This is a genomic window from Pantoea sp. ACRSB, assembly GCF_022346905.1.
Taxonomy (GTDB): domain Bacteria; phylum Pseudomonadota; class Gammaproteobacteria; order Enterobacterales; family Enterobacteriaceae; genus Pantoea; species Pantoea piersonii.
On sequence record NZ_JAKRNL010000003.1, the window covers coordinates 129,692 to 144,458 of the forward strand.

Annotated in this window: 12 protein-coding genes and 1 riboswitch; of the genes, 9 read left to right on the forward strand and 3 right to left on the reverse strand. The window is 59.9% G+C overall.

Annotation, left to right across the window (positions count from 1 at the left end; genetic code table 11):
- Window positions 1-2: 2 nt before the first annotated feature.
- Window positions 3-1,727: an acetolactate synthase 3 large subunit gene (gene ilvI / locus MHZ89_RS11490; protein ID WP_311783103.1), complete on the reverse strand. Its 1,725-nt coding sequence runs from the start codon at window positions 1,725-1,727 to the stop codon at window positions 3-5.
- Window positions 1,728-2,454: 727 nt separating this feature from the next.
- On the opposite strand from ilvI, the gene leuL reads away from it, so the two are divergent.
- The 5 genes from leuL to leuD all read left to right on the forward strand — a co-directional run bounded on the left by leuL (window position 2,455) and on the right by leuD (window position 7,295).
- The gene (gene leuL, locus MHZ89_RS22695; RefSeq protein WP_127908400.1) at window positions 2,455-2,538 is read left to right on the forward strand and encodes a leu operon leader peptide; all 84 of its coding nucleotides are present in this window, start codon (window positions 2,455-2,457) and stop codon (window positions 2,536-2,538) included.
- A 90-nt stretch (window positions 2,539-2,628) separates the two neighbouring features.
- Window positions 2,629-4,185, forward strand: a complete 1,557-nt coding sequence (gene leuA, locus MHZ89_RS11495; RefSeq protein ID WP_311783104.1) for a 2-isopropylmalate synthase — start codon at window positions 2,629-2,631, stop codon at window positions 4,183-4,185.
- Window positions 4,186-4,187: 2 nt separating this feature from the next.
- Complete coding sequence (leuB, locus tag MHZ89_RS11500) at window positions 4,188-5,279, forward strand: 3-isopropylmalate dehydrogenase (protein ID WP_311783105.1); 1,092 nt, start codon at window positions 4,188-4,190, stop codon at window positions 5,277-5,279.
- A gap of 4 nt (window positions 5,280-5,283) precedes the next feature.
- On the forward strand, window positions 5,284-6,687 hold the full coding sequence (leuC, locus tag MHZ89_RS11505) for a 3-isopropylmalate dehydratase large subunit (RefSeq protein ID WP_120455691.1): 1,404 nt from the start codon (window positions 5,284-5,286) through the stop codon (window positions 6,685-6,687).
- A gap of 2 nt (window positions 6,688-6,689) precedes the next feature.
- Entirely contained in the window at window positions 6,690-7,295 is a 606-nt protein-coding gene (gene leuD / locus MHZ89_RS11510) for a 3-isopropylmalate dehydratase small subunit (RefSeq protein ID WP_269949504.1), read from the forward strand.
- A 99-nt stretch (window positions 7,296-7,394) separates the two neighbouring features.
- Here the strand turns inward: leuD and MHZ89_RS11515 are convergent, their stop codons facing one another.
- Window positions 7,395-8,573: an MFS transporter gene (locus tag MHZ89_RS11515; protein ID WP_311783106.1), complete on the reverse strand. Its 1,179-nt coding sequence runs from the start codon at window positions 8,571-8,573 to the stop codon at window positions 7,395-7,397.
- Between the two features lie 248 nt (window positions 8,574-8,821).
- Here MHZ89_RS11515 and sgrR point away from each other — a divergent pair, with 248 nt between their 5' ends.
- The 4 genes from sgrR (at window position 8,822) to thiQ (ending at window position 13,935) form a co-directional block, all read left to right on the forward strand.
- Window positions 8,822-10,483, forward strand: coding sequence for an HTH-type transcriptional regulator SgrR (sgrR, locus tag MHZ89_RS11520; protein WP_311783107.1), 1,662 nt, complete (start codon window positions 8,822-8,824; stop codon window positions 10,481-10,483).
- A gap of 35 nt (window positions 10,484-10,518) precedes the next feature.
- Window positions 10,519-10,611: riboswitch (TPP riboswitch) on the forward strand.
- 45 nt (window positions 10,612-10,656) lie between these two features.
- The gene (gene thiB, locus MHZ89_RS11525; protein WP_311783108.1) at window positions 10,657-11,643 is read left to right on the forward strand and encodes a thiamine ABC transporter substrate binding subunit; all 987 of its coding nucleotides are present in this window, start codon (window positions 10,657-10,659) and stop codon (window positions 11,641-11,643) included.
- Complete coding sequence (gene thiP / locus MHZ89_RS11530) at window positions 11,619-13,229, forward strand: thiamine/thiamine pyrophosphate ABC transporter permease ThiP (protein ID WP_311783109.1); 1,611 nt, start codon at window positions 11,619-11,621, stop codon at window positions 13,227-13,229. Before thiB ends, thiP begins: the two co-directional genes overlap by 25 nt.
- A complete protein-coding gene (gene thiQ / locus MHZ89_RS11535) occupies window positions 13,213-13,935 on the forward strand; it encodes a thiamine ABC transporter ATP-binding protein ThiQ (protein ID WP_311783110.1) in 723 nt (240 codons plus the stop codon). The genes thiP and thiQ overlap by 17 nt, the downstream gene beginning before the upstream one ends.
- On the opposite strand, the gene MHZ89_RS11540 is transcribed toward thiQ, so the two are convergent.
- Window positions 13,912-14,676: a DedA family protein gene (locus MHZ89_RS11540; protein WP_311783111.1), complete on the reverse strand. Its 765-nt coding sequence runs from the start codon at window positions 14,674-14,676 to the stop codon at window positions 13,912-13,914. The genes thiQ and MHZ89_RS11540 overlap by 24 nt on opposite strands.
- Window positions 14,677-14,767: the final 91 nt, after the last annotated feature.

Here is a 14,767-nt window from a genome sequence, read left to right on the forward strand (position 1 = left end):
AATTATGTTCTCTCCGTTTTGCTCAGCCACATCTCATCCATCGACCCGCCGCGAATCTGCATCGGGTACACATGCTCGCTGCCGTCGACGGTGACGTCGACAAACACCAGGCGGCCCTTCGCCAGCGTATCCAGCGCCAGCTGCAGTTTCTCTTCCAGTTCGGAAGGATGCTGAATGGCGATGCCGACGTGACCATAGGCCTCAGCCAGACGCACAAAGTCCGGCAGCGACTCCATATAAGATTGCGAATGGCGGCCTGAATAGATCATATCCTGCCACTGCTTCACCATGCCGAGGACGCGGTTATTCAGGCTCAGCACCAGCACCGGCAGATCGTACTGCAGCGCGGTGGAAAGCTCCTGAATGTTCATCTGAATGCTGCCGTCGCCGGTCACGCAAATTACCGTTTCCTCCGGCAGCGCCATTTTTACGCCCAGCGCAGCTGGCAGACCGAAGCCCATGGTGCCGAGTCCGCCTGAGTTGATCCAGCGACGCGGCTTGTCAAAGGGATAGTAAAGCGCCGCGAACATCTGATGCTGGCCGACATCCGAGGTGACGTAAGCGTCGCCGTTGGTCAGGCGCCAGATCGTCTCGATCACCGCCTGCGGCTTAATCGCGTCGCTGCTGCGATCGAACGCCAGACATTTACGGCTGCGCCAGCCTTCAATGCTCTGCCACCAGTCGCGCAGGCTGTCGAAATCCTGCTTCGTCTCGCTCTGCGCCAGCAGCTCGAGCATCTGCTGCAGCGTCTGCTTCGCATCGCCAACGATAGGAATATCCGCCGCCACGGTTTTCGAGATCGAAGTAGGATCGATATCGATATGCAGTACCGTCGCGTTCGGGCAATATTTAGCCAGATTATTGGTGGTGCGATCGTCAAAGCGCACGCCGACGGCGAAGATCAAATCGGCGTTATGCATCGTCATATTGGCTTCGTAGGTGCCGTGCATGCCGAGCATCCCCACCGCCTGACGGTGCGTGCCGGGAAACGCGCCCAGCCCCATCAGCGACGTAGTGACCGGAATATTCAGCTTTTCCGCAAGCTGCAGCAGCTCCGCTTCGCACGCCGAGGTAATCGCGCCGCCGCCAGCGTAAATAACCGGCTTATGCGCGGCGAGTAGCGTGTTTAAAGCGCGTTTGATCTGCCCTTTGTGCCCCTGGATGGTCGGGTTGTAGGAGCGCATGCTCACCGACTCCGGGTAGACGTAAGGGAATTTGTTGGCCGGATTCAGAATGTCCTTCGGCAGATCGATAACGACCGGGCCTGGCCGCCCGCTGGCCGCCAGCCAGAAGGCTTTTTTCAGCACCGTCGGGATCTCTTCGGTGCTTTTCACCAGAAAGCTGTGCTTCACCACCGGACGGGAAATCCCCACCATGTCGCACTCCTGAAAGGCATCGTAGCCAATCAGCGAGGAAGGCACCTGACCCGACAGGATCACCAGCGGGATCGAATCCATATAGGCGGTGGCGATACCGGTAATCGCATTGGTGGCGCCGGGGCCCGACGTCACCAGCACCACGCCGACTTCGCCCGTAGCGCGCGCCAGGCCGTCCGCCATATGCACTGCGCCCTGCTCATGGCGCACCAGTACGTGATCAATTCCGCCGACGGTTTGCAGCGCGTCGTAAATATCCAGCACCGCACCGCCCGGATAACCGAACACCTGTTTTACGCCCTGATCGATCAACGAACGGACGACCATCTCGGCTCCTGACAACATCTCCATTTTCTGCCTCCAGGCTTGAGGAACTGAATCCACTGACGCTCGCTGTTCCAGCGCGCCACTGGCATCCTGCCCCAGTTTCGCCAGTTAAGATCAAAACCTTATGTTTATGCGCAGACGCCGGAATTCGTTTCCGACATCCAGATACAGAGAAATCTGCTTGGTTGATTGTTTTAAGAGTTGGTCGATTACCATAACCGTAGAAAACCCGGCAGGCAAACGTCAGACTTCGCGCTTATCGTTAAGCTGGCTTTAAAGCCTCTGCGCGATAAGTTGACCGCGCGCGGAATTATCTAATTCACCGGAAGTTAGGCAGAAGAAAATGCTGGAGACCAATTCATTTCCAGCGGGTTATAAGAAATAACAAAAAAATAATCCCGGCTCTTTCAGCCCACAATTTTCCTGCAAAATTCATTTCTGGCGTTATTAACTCTTAAATAAAGCCGACGCGCGACAATATGCTGCCCCAAAGCAGTAAAACAATTCTGGCCAGCAGGCTATGATCAATGAGAAAAAATCCTTCTTTTCATATAGTTAAAATAATCATCCTCGATTGACAAGCCCGATTTACGCCCTGTTTTTTCAGGCATTACCGGTTCCACTAAGCTGGCGGTAAATCGCAGGATATTTTCCTTAGCGCGCGTTGAAAATACCCTTTTGCTTATGGTTGACATCCCGTCCTGATTCCAGTACCAATATGTGCAGCACAAAATTTACGAGGTTCGAATCCATGTTTCATTCATTCCGCCTACTCGGTCTACTACTTAACGCATTCAGTTTGCGCGGTAGACTCGTGGGCAGAATCAAACACTGATTCGAACCTGCTGAAAGTTAAAAACCCGCGCCTTGCGCGGGTTTTTTTATGCTCGTTGCACGGTGAAGCTAACGAATAAGGATGAATACGATGAGCCAGCAAGTCATTATTTTCGATACCACTCTGCGCGACGGTGAGCAGGCATTACAGGCCAGCCTGAGTGTGAAAGAAAAATTGCAGATCGCACTGGCGCTGGAGCGCATGGGCGTAGACGTGATGGAAGTCGGCTTCCCGGTTTCGTCGCCGGGCGACTTCGAATCCGTACAGACCATCGCGCGCACCATTAAAAACAGCCGCGTCTGCGGACTGGCGCGCTGCGTCGAAAAAGATATCGATGCGGCCTATGAAGCGCTGCGCGTAGCGGAGGCCTATCGTATCCACACCTTCATCGCGACGTCGCCGATGCATATCGCCACCAAACTGCGCAGCACGCTGCCTGAAGTGATTGAGCGCGCGGTGCAGATGGTGAAACGCGCCCGTAACTACACTAACGACGTTGAGTTCTCCTGCGAAGATGGCGGCCGTACCCCAATCGACGACCTGTGTCGCGTGGTAGAGGCGGCAATCAACGCGGGCGCAACCACTATCAACATTCCCGACACCGTGGGTTACACCCTGCCGGGCGAATACGCCAGCATCATCAGCCAGCTGATCAATCGCGTGCCCAATATCGATAAAGCGGTTCTGTCGGTGCATACCCATGACGATTTAGGCATGGCAACCGGCAATGCGCTGGCCGCCGTCCAGGCGGGCGCGCGTCAGGTCGAAGGCACGCTGAACGGCCTGGGCGAGCGCGCCGGCAACTGCGCGCTGGAAGAGGTCATTATGGCGATTAAAACCCGCCAGCAGATCTTGAACGTGCATACCAACATCAATCACCAGGAAATCTACCGCACCAGCCAGATGGTCAGCCAGATCTGCAACATGCCGATCCCGGCGAACAAGGCAGTGGTCGGCTCTAACGCCTTTGCGCACTCCTCTGGCATCCATCAGGACGGCGTACTGAAAAACCGTGAAAACTACGAAATCCTGACGCCGGAATCGATCGGCCTGCACAAAATCCAGCTGAACCTGACGTCGCGCTCCGGCCGCGCCGCGGTGAAACACCGTATGGAAGAGATGGGCTACAAAGAGAGCGACTACAGCCTGGACGCGCTGTATGACGCCTTCCTGAAGCTGGCCGACAAAAAAGGCCAGGTATTCGATTACGACCTGGAAGCGCTGGCCTTTATCAACAAGCAGCATGAAGAGCCGGAATATTTCCAGCTGAACGAATTCAACGTGCAGACCGGCTCCAGCGTCACGGCGACCGCGTCAGTGCAGCTGGGCTGCGGCGAAGAGACCAAAGCGGACGCCGCCACCGGCAACGGCCCGGTCGACGCGGTTTACCAGGCGATCAACCGCATTACCGGTTTTGAAGCCGAGCTGATGAACTACAAGTTAACGGCGAAAGGCCACGGCGAGAACGCGCTGGGCCAGGTGGATATCGTGGTGAACTACAACGGCCGCAAATTCCACGGCGTCGGTCTGGCGACCGATATTGTCGAATCATCTGCGAAAGCGATGGTTAACGCGCTGAATAACATCTGGCGCGCCAAAGAAGTCGAAAAAGAATTGCAGCGCAAATTTCAGAAGGAAACGGTGTAACTATGTCTACCTCTTCTCATATCGCAGTATTGCCTGGCGACGGCATCGGCCCGGAAGTTATGGCGCAGGCTCTGAAAGTGCTGGACGCCATTCGTCACCGCTTTGATATGCGTATTACCACCAGCGAATATGACGTCGGCGGCATCGCCATCGACCGTCACGGTGAACCGCTGCCGCCCGCCACCATTGCGGGCTGCGAGCAGGCCGACGCGATTCTGTTCGGCTCGGTCGGCGGCCCGAAATGGGAGCACTTGCCGCCCGCTTCACAGCCGGAACGCGGCGCGCTGCTGCCGCTGCGCAAGCACTTCAAACTGTTCAGCAACCTGCGCCCAGCCGCGCTCTATCAGGGTCTGGAAGCGTTTTGCCCGCTGCGCGCCGATATTGCCGCGAAAGGTTTCGATATCCTGTGCGTGCGCGAACTGACCGGCGGCATCTACTTCGGCCAGCCGAAAGGACGCGAAGGCAGCGGCCCGCATGAGCGCGCCTTTGACACCGAAGTCTATCACCGCTTCGAGATTGAACGCATTGCGCGCATCGCCTTTGAGTCAGCGCGCAAGCGCCGCAATAAAGTCACCTCGATCGATAAAGCTAACGTGCTGCAAACGTCGGTGATGTGGCGCGAGATCGTGAATGAAGTGGCGCAGGATTATCCCGATGTGCAGCTGAGCCATATGTATATCGACAACGCCACCATGCAGCTGATCAAAGATCCGTCGCAGTTCGACGTCCTGCTCTGCTCGAACCTGTTTGGCGATATTCTTTCTGACGAGTGCGCCATGATTACCGGCTCGATGGGTATGCTGCCCTCAGCCAGCCTGAACGAAGAGGGCTTTGGTCTGTATGAGCCGGCAGGCGGCTCCGCGCCGGATATCGCCGGACAGAATATTGCTAACCCGGTGGCGCAGATCCTGTCGCTGTCGCTGCTGCTGCGCTACAGCCTGAATGCAGACGCCGCCGCCGACAGCATTGAGCGCGCTATCAGCCGCGCGCTGGAAGAAGGCTACCGCACCCGAGATTTGGCCGGTGACGGCCCCGCCGTCACGACTGATGAGATGGGCAGCATCATTGCCCGCTTTATCGCCGAGGAAAAATAAAATAATGAAAACTTTATACCAGAAGTTATTTGATGCACATGTCGTTCACGAAGCGCCTGACGAGACGCCGCTGCTCTATATCGACCGTCACCTGATCCACGAAGTGACCTCGCCGCAGGCTTTCGACGGCCTGCGCGCGCATGGCCGCAAGGTGCGTCAGCCGTCGAAGACGTTCGCCACCATGGATCACAACGTCTCGACCCAGACCAAAGACATCAACGCCTCTGGCGAGATGGCGCGCATCCAGATGCAAGAGCTGATCAAGAACTGCGCCGAGTTCGGCGTGCAGCTCTACGATCTGAACCACCCCTTCCAGGGCATCGTGCACGTTATCGGGCCTGAGCAAGGCATGACGCTGCCGGGCATGACCATCGTCTGCGGCGATTCGCACACCGCCACCCACGGCGCATTCGGTTCGCTCGCCTTTGGTATCGGCACCTCGGAAGTAGAACATGTATTCGCTACCCAGACGCTGAAGCAGGGCCGCGCGAAGACCATGAAAATCGAAGTGCTGGGCGAAGCCGCCCCAGGTATTACCGCGAAAGATATCGTGCTGGCGATTATCGGTAAAACCGGCAGCGCAGGCGGTACCGGCCATGTGGTCGAGTTCTGCGGCCCGGCTATCGAAGCGCTGAGCATGGAAGGTCGTATGACGCTGTGCAATATGGCGATCGAGATGGGCGCCAAAGCGGGCCTGGTCGCGCCGGACGATACCACCTTCAACTACCTGAAAGGTCGTCAGTTCGCGCCGCAGGGCGAGAAGTGGGAACAGGCGGTAGAGTACTGGCGTACCCTGAAGTCGGATGAAGGCGCGCACTATGACGCCGTCGTCACGCTGAACGCCGCCGATATCGCGCCGCAGGTGACCTGGGGCACCAACCCAGGCCAGGTGATCGCCGTAGATCAGGCGATCCCGAACCCGGCCTCGTTTGCCGATCCGGTCGAGCGCGCCTCCGCTGAGAAAGCGCTGGCCTATATGAATCTGCAGCCGGGCATTCGCCTGACTGACGTGGCGATCGATAAGGTATTTATCGGCTCCTGCACCAACTCGCGTATTGAAGATCTGCGTGCCGCAGCGGCTATCGCCAAAGGGCGTAAGGTCGCGCCGGGCGTGGTCGCGATGGTGGTGCCGGGTTCCGGCCCGGTAAAAGCGCAGGCGGAAGCGGAAGGTCTGGACAAGATTTTCCTCGAGGCTGGCTTTGAATGGCGTCTGCCGGGTTGCTCAATGTGTCTGGCGATGAACAATGACCGCCTGAATCCGGGCGAGCGCTGCGCCTCCACCAGCAACCGTAACTTCGAAGGCCGTCAGGGCCGTGGCGGACGCACACATCTGGTCAGCCCGGCGATGGCTGCCGCTGCCGCTGTTTCCGGCCATTTTGCCGATATCCGTGAACTGACAGGAGCTTAATCATGGCGAATAAATTTACTCAGCATACCGGCATCGTCGCCCCGCTGGACGCGGCGAACGTCGACACCGACGCCATTATTCCCAAACAGTTTCTGCAGAAGGTGACGCGCACCGGCTTTGGTGCGCATCTGTTTCACGACTGGCGTTTTGACGACGACGCGGGCACCGTACCAACCGCCAGCTTTGTGCTGAACAAGCCGGAGTTTCAGGGCACCAGCATTCTGCTGGCGCGTGAAAACTTCGGCTGCGGCTCATCGCGCGAGCACGCCCCCTGGGCGCTGACCGACTTTGGTTTTCACGTTGTGATTGCGCCGAGCTTTGCCGACATTTTCTACGGCAACAGCTTTAACAACCAGCTGCTGCCGGTTCGCCTCAGTGACGAGCAGGTCGACGAGATGTTTAAGCTGGTCGCGGCGCAGCCGGGCATTCGCTTTACCGTCGATCTTGAAGCGCAGACGGTGACGGCGGGCGATAAGGTTTATCCATTCGAGATCGACAGCTTCCGCCGCCACTGCATGCTGAACGGCCTCGACAGTATCGGTCTGACGCTGCAGCACGAAGCCGCTATCAGCGACTACGAACAGCGCCAGCCTGCGTTTCTGAATTAAGGCGGATAAAGCCTCAAGCCCAGACGACACCAGAGTTAAAGCGCGGGTGGCATGGGCAGAGGAGCAAAGCCCAGGGCGACCACTGCGTCGCCCTTCCTTTTATACGTTCTTCACGCGTGCCGACATAGCGAACGCCGCGACAGCCAGCCCCAGCGCCAGCCAGTAGACCGCAATATGCCCGAAGCGCTCGCTTAACGTCCCCTGAATCACGCCCGCCAGAATCATCCCGGTAGAAATGGAGTTGGTGAACATCGTGGTCGCCGCCCCCGGCCTGCCCGGCATTAAATCCTGAAACCACAGCATGCCGATACCGGCGATAATGCCGATAAAAACCGCGTTAAACAGCTGCAGCGCCATCAGCGCGGTCTGCGAAGCGAACATCGCCAGCCCGGCGTAAAACAGGATGCCCGCCGCCAGCGCGATCAGCATCAGATTGCGCTTGCCGACGCGCTTCGCATAGTGCCCGGCCAGCAGCATCACCGGGATCTCCAGCCCAGCCGCCGTCCCCATCAGCAGACCCGCCAGCTTCTCCGGCAGCCCCAGCGTTACGCTGATATAAAGGGGCATATCGATGATATACATGGTATTGCAGGTCCACATAGTCATCGAGGCGATAAACAACAGGCGTACATCGCGGTCGCGCCAGCCGCTCAACGGCATACCGCCGCTCTGCATCAGCGGCGCGGCGCGCGGCACCGAAGGCAACGTAAACTTAATCAGCAGAATACAGAGCAGAAACAGCGCGGCCGCCACCAGAAAGAGCGTAACAAAGCCAAAGTTAAGCGCCAGCGCAAACGACAGCGGCGGGCCGATTACCCAGGCAAGCGAAAGCTGCGCGCGCATAACCGAGCTGAACATCACCGCTTCGCGCGCCGACTGGTCAGCATACTCGCGCGCCAGCGCGAAAATCTGCGGCATCGACACGCTGGCCAGCGCCGAGAGCAGCACGCCAAGCGTAATCAGCGTCAGATAGTGGCGGGTAAAAGCAAACAGCAGCGCGTTGCAAAAGGCCATCAGACAGCAAAAGAGGATCAGCGTGCGGCGATCGCCGCGGCTGTCGGAACGCTTCGCCACCAGCATGCTGACGGCAATGCCCGCGATGGCGTTAACGGTAAAAAACAGCCCTACCCAGAAGGGACGCGCCTGCACTTCACGGGTCAGAAACAGGCTCAGCGTCGGCGCCTGCAGCGCGCCGGCGACACCAATCATAAAAGAGGCTGCCATAAAGGCGAGAAAGACCGGATTAATACGGCGCTTCCGGGTTAACAGCGATTTCATAGCGAAATCCCTTTGAAGTTGAAGCAGGAAAAACAAGAAGATAAATTCTAACGCAACATAAAAAAGCCAGCAGAAAAAATCTCTGCTGGCGGTGTAATTGCACCCTACTCAGAAAAGATCCCGCCGCAGCGGCATCATGGTCGAGCGCCATTCAGGGGTGAATGCCTCCCGCTCTTCCAATAGTTCTAATTTTGCCCTTAATATGAGGCAGGAAAAACTGAGCGCTTTTCACAGGGAGTTCCCCTTTTATGTCCTCATCACGCCTCAAGCAGCAGTTCATCCGGCTGTGGCAAAGCTGTCAGGGCGAAAGCCAGCTGGTTACGCTAAACGAGCTGGCCGAGCGGCTGCACTGTTCGCGTCGCCATATGCGCAACCTGCTCAATGCGATGCAGGAGGCGGGCTGGCTTATCTGGCAGGCGGAGGCGGGGCGCGGCAAACGTTCACAGCTCACCTTTTGCTACACCGGACTCGCGCTTCAGCAGCAGCGCGCTGAAGATCTGCTGGAGCAGGATCGCATCGATCAGCTGGTGCAGCTGGTGGGCGACAAGGCGGAAGTAGGTGAGATGATCCGCGCGCATCTCGGCCGCAGTTTCCGACAGGGCAAACATATTTTGCGCGTGCTTTACTACCGGCCGCTGCTGAATCTGCTTCCCGGCTCGCCGCTGCGCCGTTCTGAAACGCATCTTGCCCGCCAGATTTTTAACGGTCTGACGCGCATAAATGAGGAAAATGGGGAAGTCGAGGCGGATATCGCCCATCACTGGCAGGCGCTTTCGCCGCTGCACTGGCGCTTTTACGTCCGCCCGGCGATCCGCTTTCATCACGGCCGCGAGCTGGAAATGGCGGATGTGATGGCAAGCCTGGAACGCCTGCGTGCGCTGCCGCTCTTCTCCCATATCCGCCAGATCGATTCGCCCGCCCCCTGGACGCTGGATATTTCTCTCAGCACGCCTGACGACTGGCTGCCGTGGCTGCTCGGCAGCGTCAGCGCCATGATCCTGCCGCGCGAGTGGCCGCAGATGCGCGACTTCGCACGTCATCCGGTCGGCACCGGCCCTTATCGCGTGGTGCGCAACCAGCACAGCCAGCTGAAGATCGAGGCGTTTGATGACTACTTCGGCTTTCGCGCGCTGATAGATGACGTCTCTATCTGGGTGCTGCCGGAGATTAGCGACGAGCTGGTCTATTCCGGCGTGCGGCTGCAGGGCACCGCGGAGGATGAAAAACTGGAAGAGAGCCGCCTTGAAGAGGGCTGCTATTTTCTGCTGTTCGACCAGCGTTCGGCCCAGGGACGCGACGCGGCTATCCGGCGCTGGCTCTGCCATCTGTTTAACCCTGTCGCCCTGCTCAACCATGCCGAGGCTGGCTATCAGCGCTACTGGTATCCCGCTTACGGACTGCTGCCGCGCTGGCATCACCGCCGCGACCTGACGCCAGCGACGAAACCGCCCGGACTGGAGAGCCTGACGCTGACGTGGTACAGCCAGCATGTCGAACATGAGGGCATCGCCAACGCGCTGCGTCCGCTACTGGCGCAGCACGATGTGCGGTTGATTACCCGCGCGGTCGACTATGAGACCTGGCATCAGGGCGAAGCGGAAAGCGATGTCTGGCTCGGCAGCGTGAACTTCACCCTGCCGCTGGAGTATGCGCTGTTTGCCCAGCTTTATGAGATCCCGCTGCTGCATCGCTGCTTGCCGCTCGACTGGGAAGAGGATGCCGCGCGCTGGCGACGTAAAGCGCTGCCGCTTGCCGAATGGAGCAAACGGCTGCTGGATGCGGACGGTGTGCATCCGCTGTTCCATCACTGGCTGCTGCTGGAGGGCCAGCGCAGCATGCGCGGCGTGCGGCTCAATACGCTCGGCTGGTTTGACTTTAAATCCGCCTGGTTCGCGCCGCCGACGCTGTGACGCTTTCCCCCTGCCGACGAAATGTCTAGAATGAGCCGTTCTCAACGGGGTGCCTGCAAAAGGCTGAGAGAAACCCGTCGAACCTGATTCGGTTAATACCGACGTAGGGATTTGAGAGGCTGCTACGCTCAGATCCTTTGCGACTCATAACAATTCTCCCCAAGGAGCGCAAAGTGGTTAAACAGATTCTCCCTCTGCTGATGTTACTGTCCTTGCCGGCGCTGGCGGCAAAACCTCTTCTGACCGTCTACACCTATGACTCGTTCTCTGCGGAATGGGGTCCCGGCCCGGCGGTGAAAAAAGCCTTCGAAGCGCAGTGCGGCTGCGAACTGCGCTATGTGGCGCTGGAGGATGGCGTCTCGCTGTTAAACCGCCTGCGCATGGAGGGTAAAAACAGTAAAGCCGACGTGGTACTCGGCCTTGACAACAATCTGCTGCAGGCCGCGCAGCAGACCGGCCTGTTCGCCAAAAGCGGGGTTGATACCCGCACATTGACGCTGCCGGGCGGCTGGCAGGATCAGACCTTTGTGCCTTTCGACTACGGCTATTTCGCCTTCGTCTATGACAAAAAACGCCTTAAAAATCCGCCGACCAGCCTGAAAGAGCTGGTGGAGAGCCCGGAAAAATGGCGCGTGATTTATGAAGATCCGCGCACCAGCACCCCAGGCCTGGGTCTGCTGCTCTGGATGCAGAAGGTTTATGGCGATAACGCGCCGGAAGCCTGGCAGAAGCTGGCGCGCAAAACCGTCACCGTCACCAAAGGCTGGAGTGAAGCCTACGGCCTGTTCCTGAAAGGCGAAGGCGATCTGGTGCTGAGCTACACCACCTCGCCTGCTTATCACCTTATCGAAGAGAAGAAAGAGAACTACGCCGCGGCGCCGTTCGCCGAAGGCCACTATCTGCAGGTTGAGGTCGCCGCGCAGCTCGCCAGCAGCAAGCAGCCGAAGCTGGCGCAGCAGTTTATGCAGTTTATGCTGACGCCTGCCTTCCAGAACGCGATCCCCACGGGCAACTGGATGTATCCGGTGATTAAAAGTGACCTGCCGGCAGGTTTCCAGACGCTTAGCGTGCCGCAAACCGCGCTCCAGTACAGCCCGCAGGAAGTGGCGCAGCAGCGCGCAAACTGGATCAGTGCATGGCAACGCGCCGTCAGCCGCTAATCCCGCTGTGGATGGTGCCCGGCAGCAGCGCCGCGCTGCTGCTGTGCGCCGTGGCGCTGCTGGCGTTCGGCGCGCTCTGGTTCAGCGCGCCGCAAGGCGACTGGCGCGCGCTGCTGCACGACAGCTATCTGCGCCATGTGGTGCTTTTCTCCTTCGCGCAGGCGCTGCTCTCCGCCCTGCTCTCGCTGCTGCCGGCAATACCGCTGGCGCGCGCGCTTTACCGCAGGCGCTTCCCCGGCCGTCAGCTGCTGCTGCGCCTCTGCGCCATGACGCTGGTGCTGCCGGTGCTGGTGGCGGTCTTCGGCCTGCTGACGGTCTATGGCCGCGTCGGCTGGCTGGCGCAAACCTGTCAGCTGCTCGGCATCGACTACCGCTTCTCCCCCTATGGGCTGCAGGGCATTCTGCTGGCGCACTGCTTTTTTAATCTGCCGCTGGCGACGCGCCTGATGCTCCAGACGCTGGAAAATATTCCAGGTGAACAGCGCCAGCTCGCCGCCCAGCTCGGCCTGCGCGGCTGGCACTTTTTCCGCCTGCTGGAGTGGCCCTGGCTGCGCCGTCAGCTGCTGCCGACCGGCGCGCTGATTTTTATGCTCTGCTTCGCCAGCTTCGCGACCGTCCTCTCGCTCGGCGGCGGCCCGCAGGCCACCACCATTGAGCTGGCGATCTTTCAGGCGCTGAGTTTCGACTACGATCCTGGCCGCGCCGCGCTGCTGGCGCTGATCCAGCTCGCTTTCTGTCTGACCCTGGTGCTGCTGAGCCAGCGCTTCAGCAAGGCGATCCCGGCTGGCCGGGCGCTGCTGCGTGGCTGGCGCGATCCGCAGGATTCACGGCGCGCACAGATCGGCGACGGTCTGATTATCGCGCTGGCGCTCTTGCTGCTGCTGCCGCCGCTGCTGGCGGTCGTCGTGGACGGGCTGCGCGGCGGACTGGGCGGTGCGCTGGCCGAACCGGCGCTCTGGCAGGCGACCCTGACGTCGCTGCGTATCGCAATCGGCGCGGGCGTGCTCTGCGTCACGCTGACCATGATGCTGCTGTGGAGCAGCCGCGAGCTGCGTCTGCGCCAGCGCGCGCTGCCTGCGCAGCTGATGGAGACCAGCGGCATGCTGATTCTGGCGATGCCCGGCATCGTGCTGGCGACAGGCTTCTTTCTGCTGTTCAACGCCACCACGGGCCTGCCCGACTCGCCCGACGGGCTGGTCATCTTCGCCAACGCTCTGCTTGCTATTCCCTATGCGCTAAAAGTGCTGGAAAACCCGATGCGTGACAGCGCCGAGCGCTACGCTCACCTGTGCGCCTCGCTGGGCATCAGCGGCTGGAATCGGCTGTGGCTGATCGAGCTGCGCGCGCTGAAACGCCCACTGGCGCAGGCGCTCGCCTTCGCCTGTGTGCTGTCGATCGGCGACTTCGGCGTAGTGGCGCTGTTTGGCAGCGCCGACTTCCGCACGCTGCCCTTTTACCTCTACCAGCAGACTGGCGCCTATCGCGGCGCGGACGGCGCGGTCACCGCCCTGCTGCTGTTAGCGATCTGCCTGCTGCTCTTTACCCTGATGGAAAAATTACCTGGCCGCCATGCTGACACTGACTAATCTGACCTACCTCTATCAACATCTGCCGATGCGTTTCAGCTTTAGCGCTGAGCGCGGCGAGCGGCTGGCTGTGCTCGGCCCGAGCGGTGCAGGCAAAAGCACGCTGCTCAGCCTGATCGCCGGATTTTTGCCGGTCAGCCAGGGCGTGCTGCGCATCGACGGCGCGGATCACACCCATAGCGTACCGGCGCAGCGTCCGGTTTCGATGCTGTTTCAGGAGAACAACCTGTTTCCGCACCTCAGCGTGCAGCAGAACATGGCGCTGGGCCTGCATCCTGGCCTGAAGCTGAACGCCGCGCAGCGGCAACAGCTGGAGGAGATTGCCCATCAGGTGGGATTAAGCGATCTGCTGACGCGCCTGCCGGGCCAGCTATCCGGCGGTCAGCGGCAGCGGGCGGCGCTGGCGCGCTGCCTGCTGCGCGACCGTCCGGTCCTGCTGCTGGACGAGCCCTTCTCGGCGCTCGATCCCGCCCTGCGCAATGAGATGTTGCAGCTGGTGCGACGCGTCTGCGAGGCGCGGGCCATCACCCTGCTGATGGTGTCGCATAGTCTGGAGGATGCGCAGCAGATTGCGCCGCGCAGTCTGGTGATCGTCGATGGCCGCGTCTACTGGGATGGCGCGACCGAAACGCTGCTGTCGGGCGACACGCGCGAGGCCGACGTGCTCGGCATCGCGCGCTCGTCAGGCAAAGAAGACTCGCCATAAAAGCTGGCGAAACATCGGCATCATCGGATGGAACTGGATCGCCGTAAAGGCGGCAATCGCGATGGCTATTCCCAGCGGCGCCAGCCAGCGCAGACGCTGCGGCGGCAGCCAGGCCGTGGCCCAGTCGCGGCTTTTGCCGCTGCGCCACCAGCGCCAGCCGAGCCAGCAGCCCAGCCAGACCAGCAGCGCGACCAGCAGCAGCAGCCACTTGAACGCGCCGCTCTGCGCATCCTTCGGCACGTCGATCGCCACGCCCGCCAGAATGCCCGGCAGAAGATAGAGCGGCGGCCATAGCAGGCAGCCGATCAGGTTCGGCGGCAGAAACTTGCGCACCGGCAGCTCCAGCATGCCAGCCGCCAGCGGGATCAGCGGGCGCGTCGGCCCGACGAAACGCCCGACCAGAATTGTGAACATGCTGTGCTGGTGCAGCGCGTGCTCGGTTTTATCCAGCAGGCCCTTATACTTTTGCAGATATTTCCAGCGGTGCAGCGGTCCCTGAAACTTCCAGCCGATGCCGTAAGAGAGCCAGTCGCCCAGCAGACAACCGACAAAGCCCGCCGCCCACGCGGGATAAAGCCCAATCTGTCCGCTGCCAACCAGCGCGCCCAGGCTTGCCATCATAACGGTGCCCGGCAGCAGCAGGCCAACAAAGGCCAGTGATTCAAGAAAGGTCACCAGCGCAACGGCGATAAGCGCGTACTCCAGCGACTGCGTAAACAGATGTTGAATCCAGGCTTCCATAACCTTCCTTAACAAAATTTCGAAGCTGGATTGTCCAGAGGCGGCGCAACAGCGTCAAGGTAAGAATTGTAGGGCGATGTTGACAAAAGCG

Bases quoted from the DNA above. Each gene is read 5' to 3' on its own strand.
- ilvI (WP_311783103.1), bottom strand. From the start codon at position 1,727: ATGGAGATGTTGTCAGGAGCCGAGATGGTCGTCCGTTCGTTGATCGAT.
- leuL (WP_127908400.1), top strand. From the start codon at position 2,455: ATGTTTCATTCATTCCGCCTACTCGGTCTACTACTTAACGCATTCAGT.
- leuA (WP_311783104.1), top strand. From the start codon at position 2,629: ATGAGCCAGCAAGTCATTATTTTCGATACCACTCTGCGCGACGGTGAG.
- leuB (WP_311783105.1), top strand. From the start codon at position 4,188: ATGTCTACCTCTTCTCATATCGCAGTATTGCCTGGCGACGGCATCGGC.
- leuC (WP_120455691.1), top strand. From the start codon at position 5,284: ATGAAAACTTTATACCAGAAGTTATTTGATGCACATGTCGTTCACGAA.
- leuD (WP_269949504.1), top strand. From the start codon at position 6,690: ATGGCGAATAAATTTACTCAGCATACCGGCATCGTCGCCCCGCTGGAC.
- MHZ89_RS11515 (WP_311783106.1), bottom strand. From the start codon at position 8,573: ATGAAATCGCTGTTAACCCGGAAGCGCCGTATTAATCCGGTCTTTCTC.
- sgrR (WP_311783107.1), top strand. From the start codon at position 8,822: ATGTCCTCATCACGCCTCAAGCAGCAGTTCATCCGGCTGTGGCAAAGC.
- thiP (WP_311783109.1), top strand. From the start codon at position 11,619: ATGGCAACGCGCCGTCAGCCGCTAATCCCGCTGTGGATGGTGCCCGGC.
- thiQ (WP_311783110.1), top strand. From the start codon at position 13,213: ATGCTGACACTGACTAATCTGACCTACCTCTATCAACATCTGCCGATG.
- MHZ89_RS11540 (WP_311783111.1), bottom strand. From the start codon at position 14,676: ATGGAAGCCTGGATTCAACATCTGTTTACGCAGTCGCTGGAGTACGCG.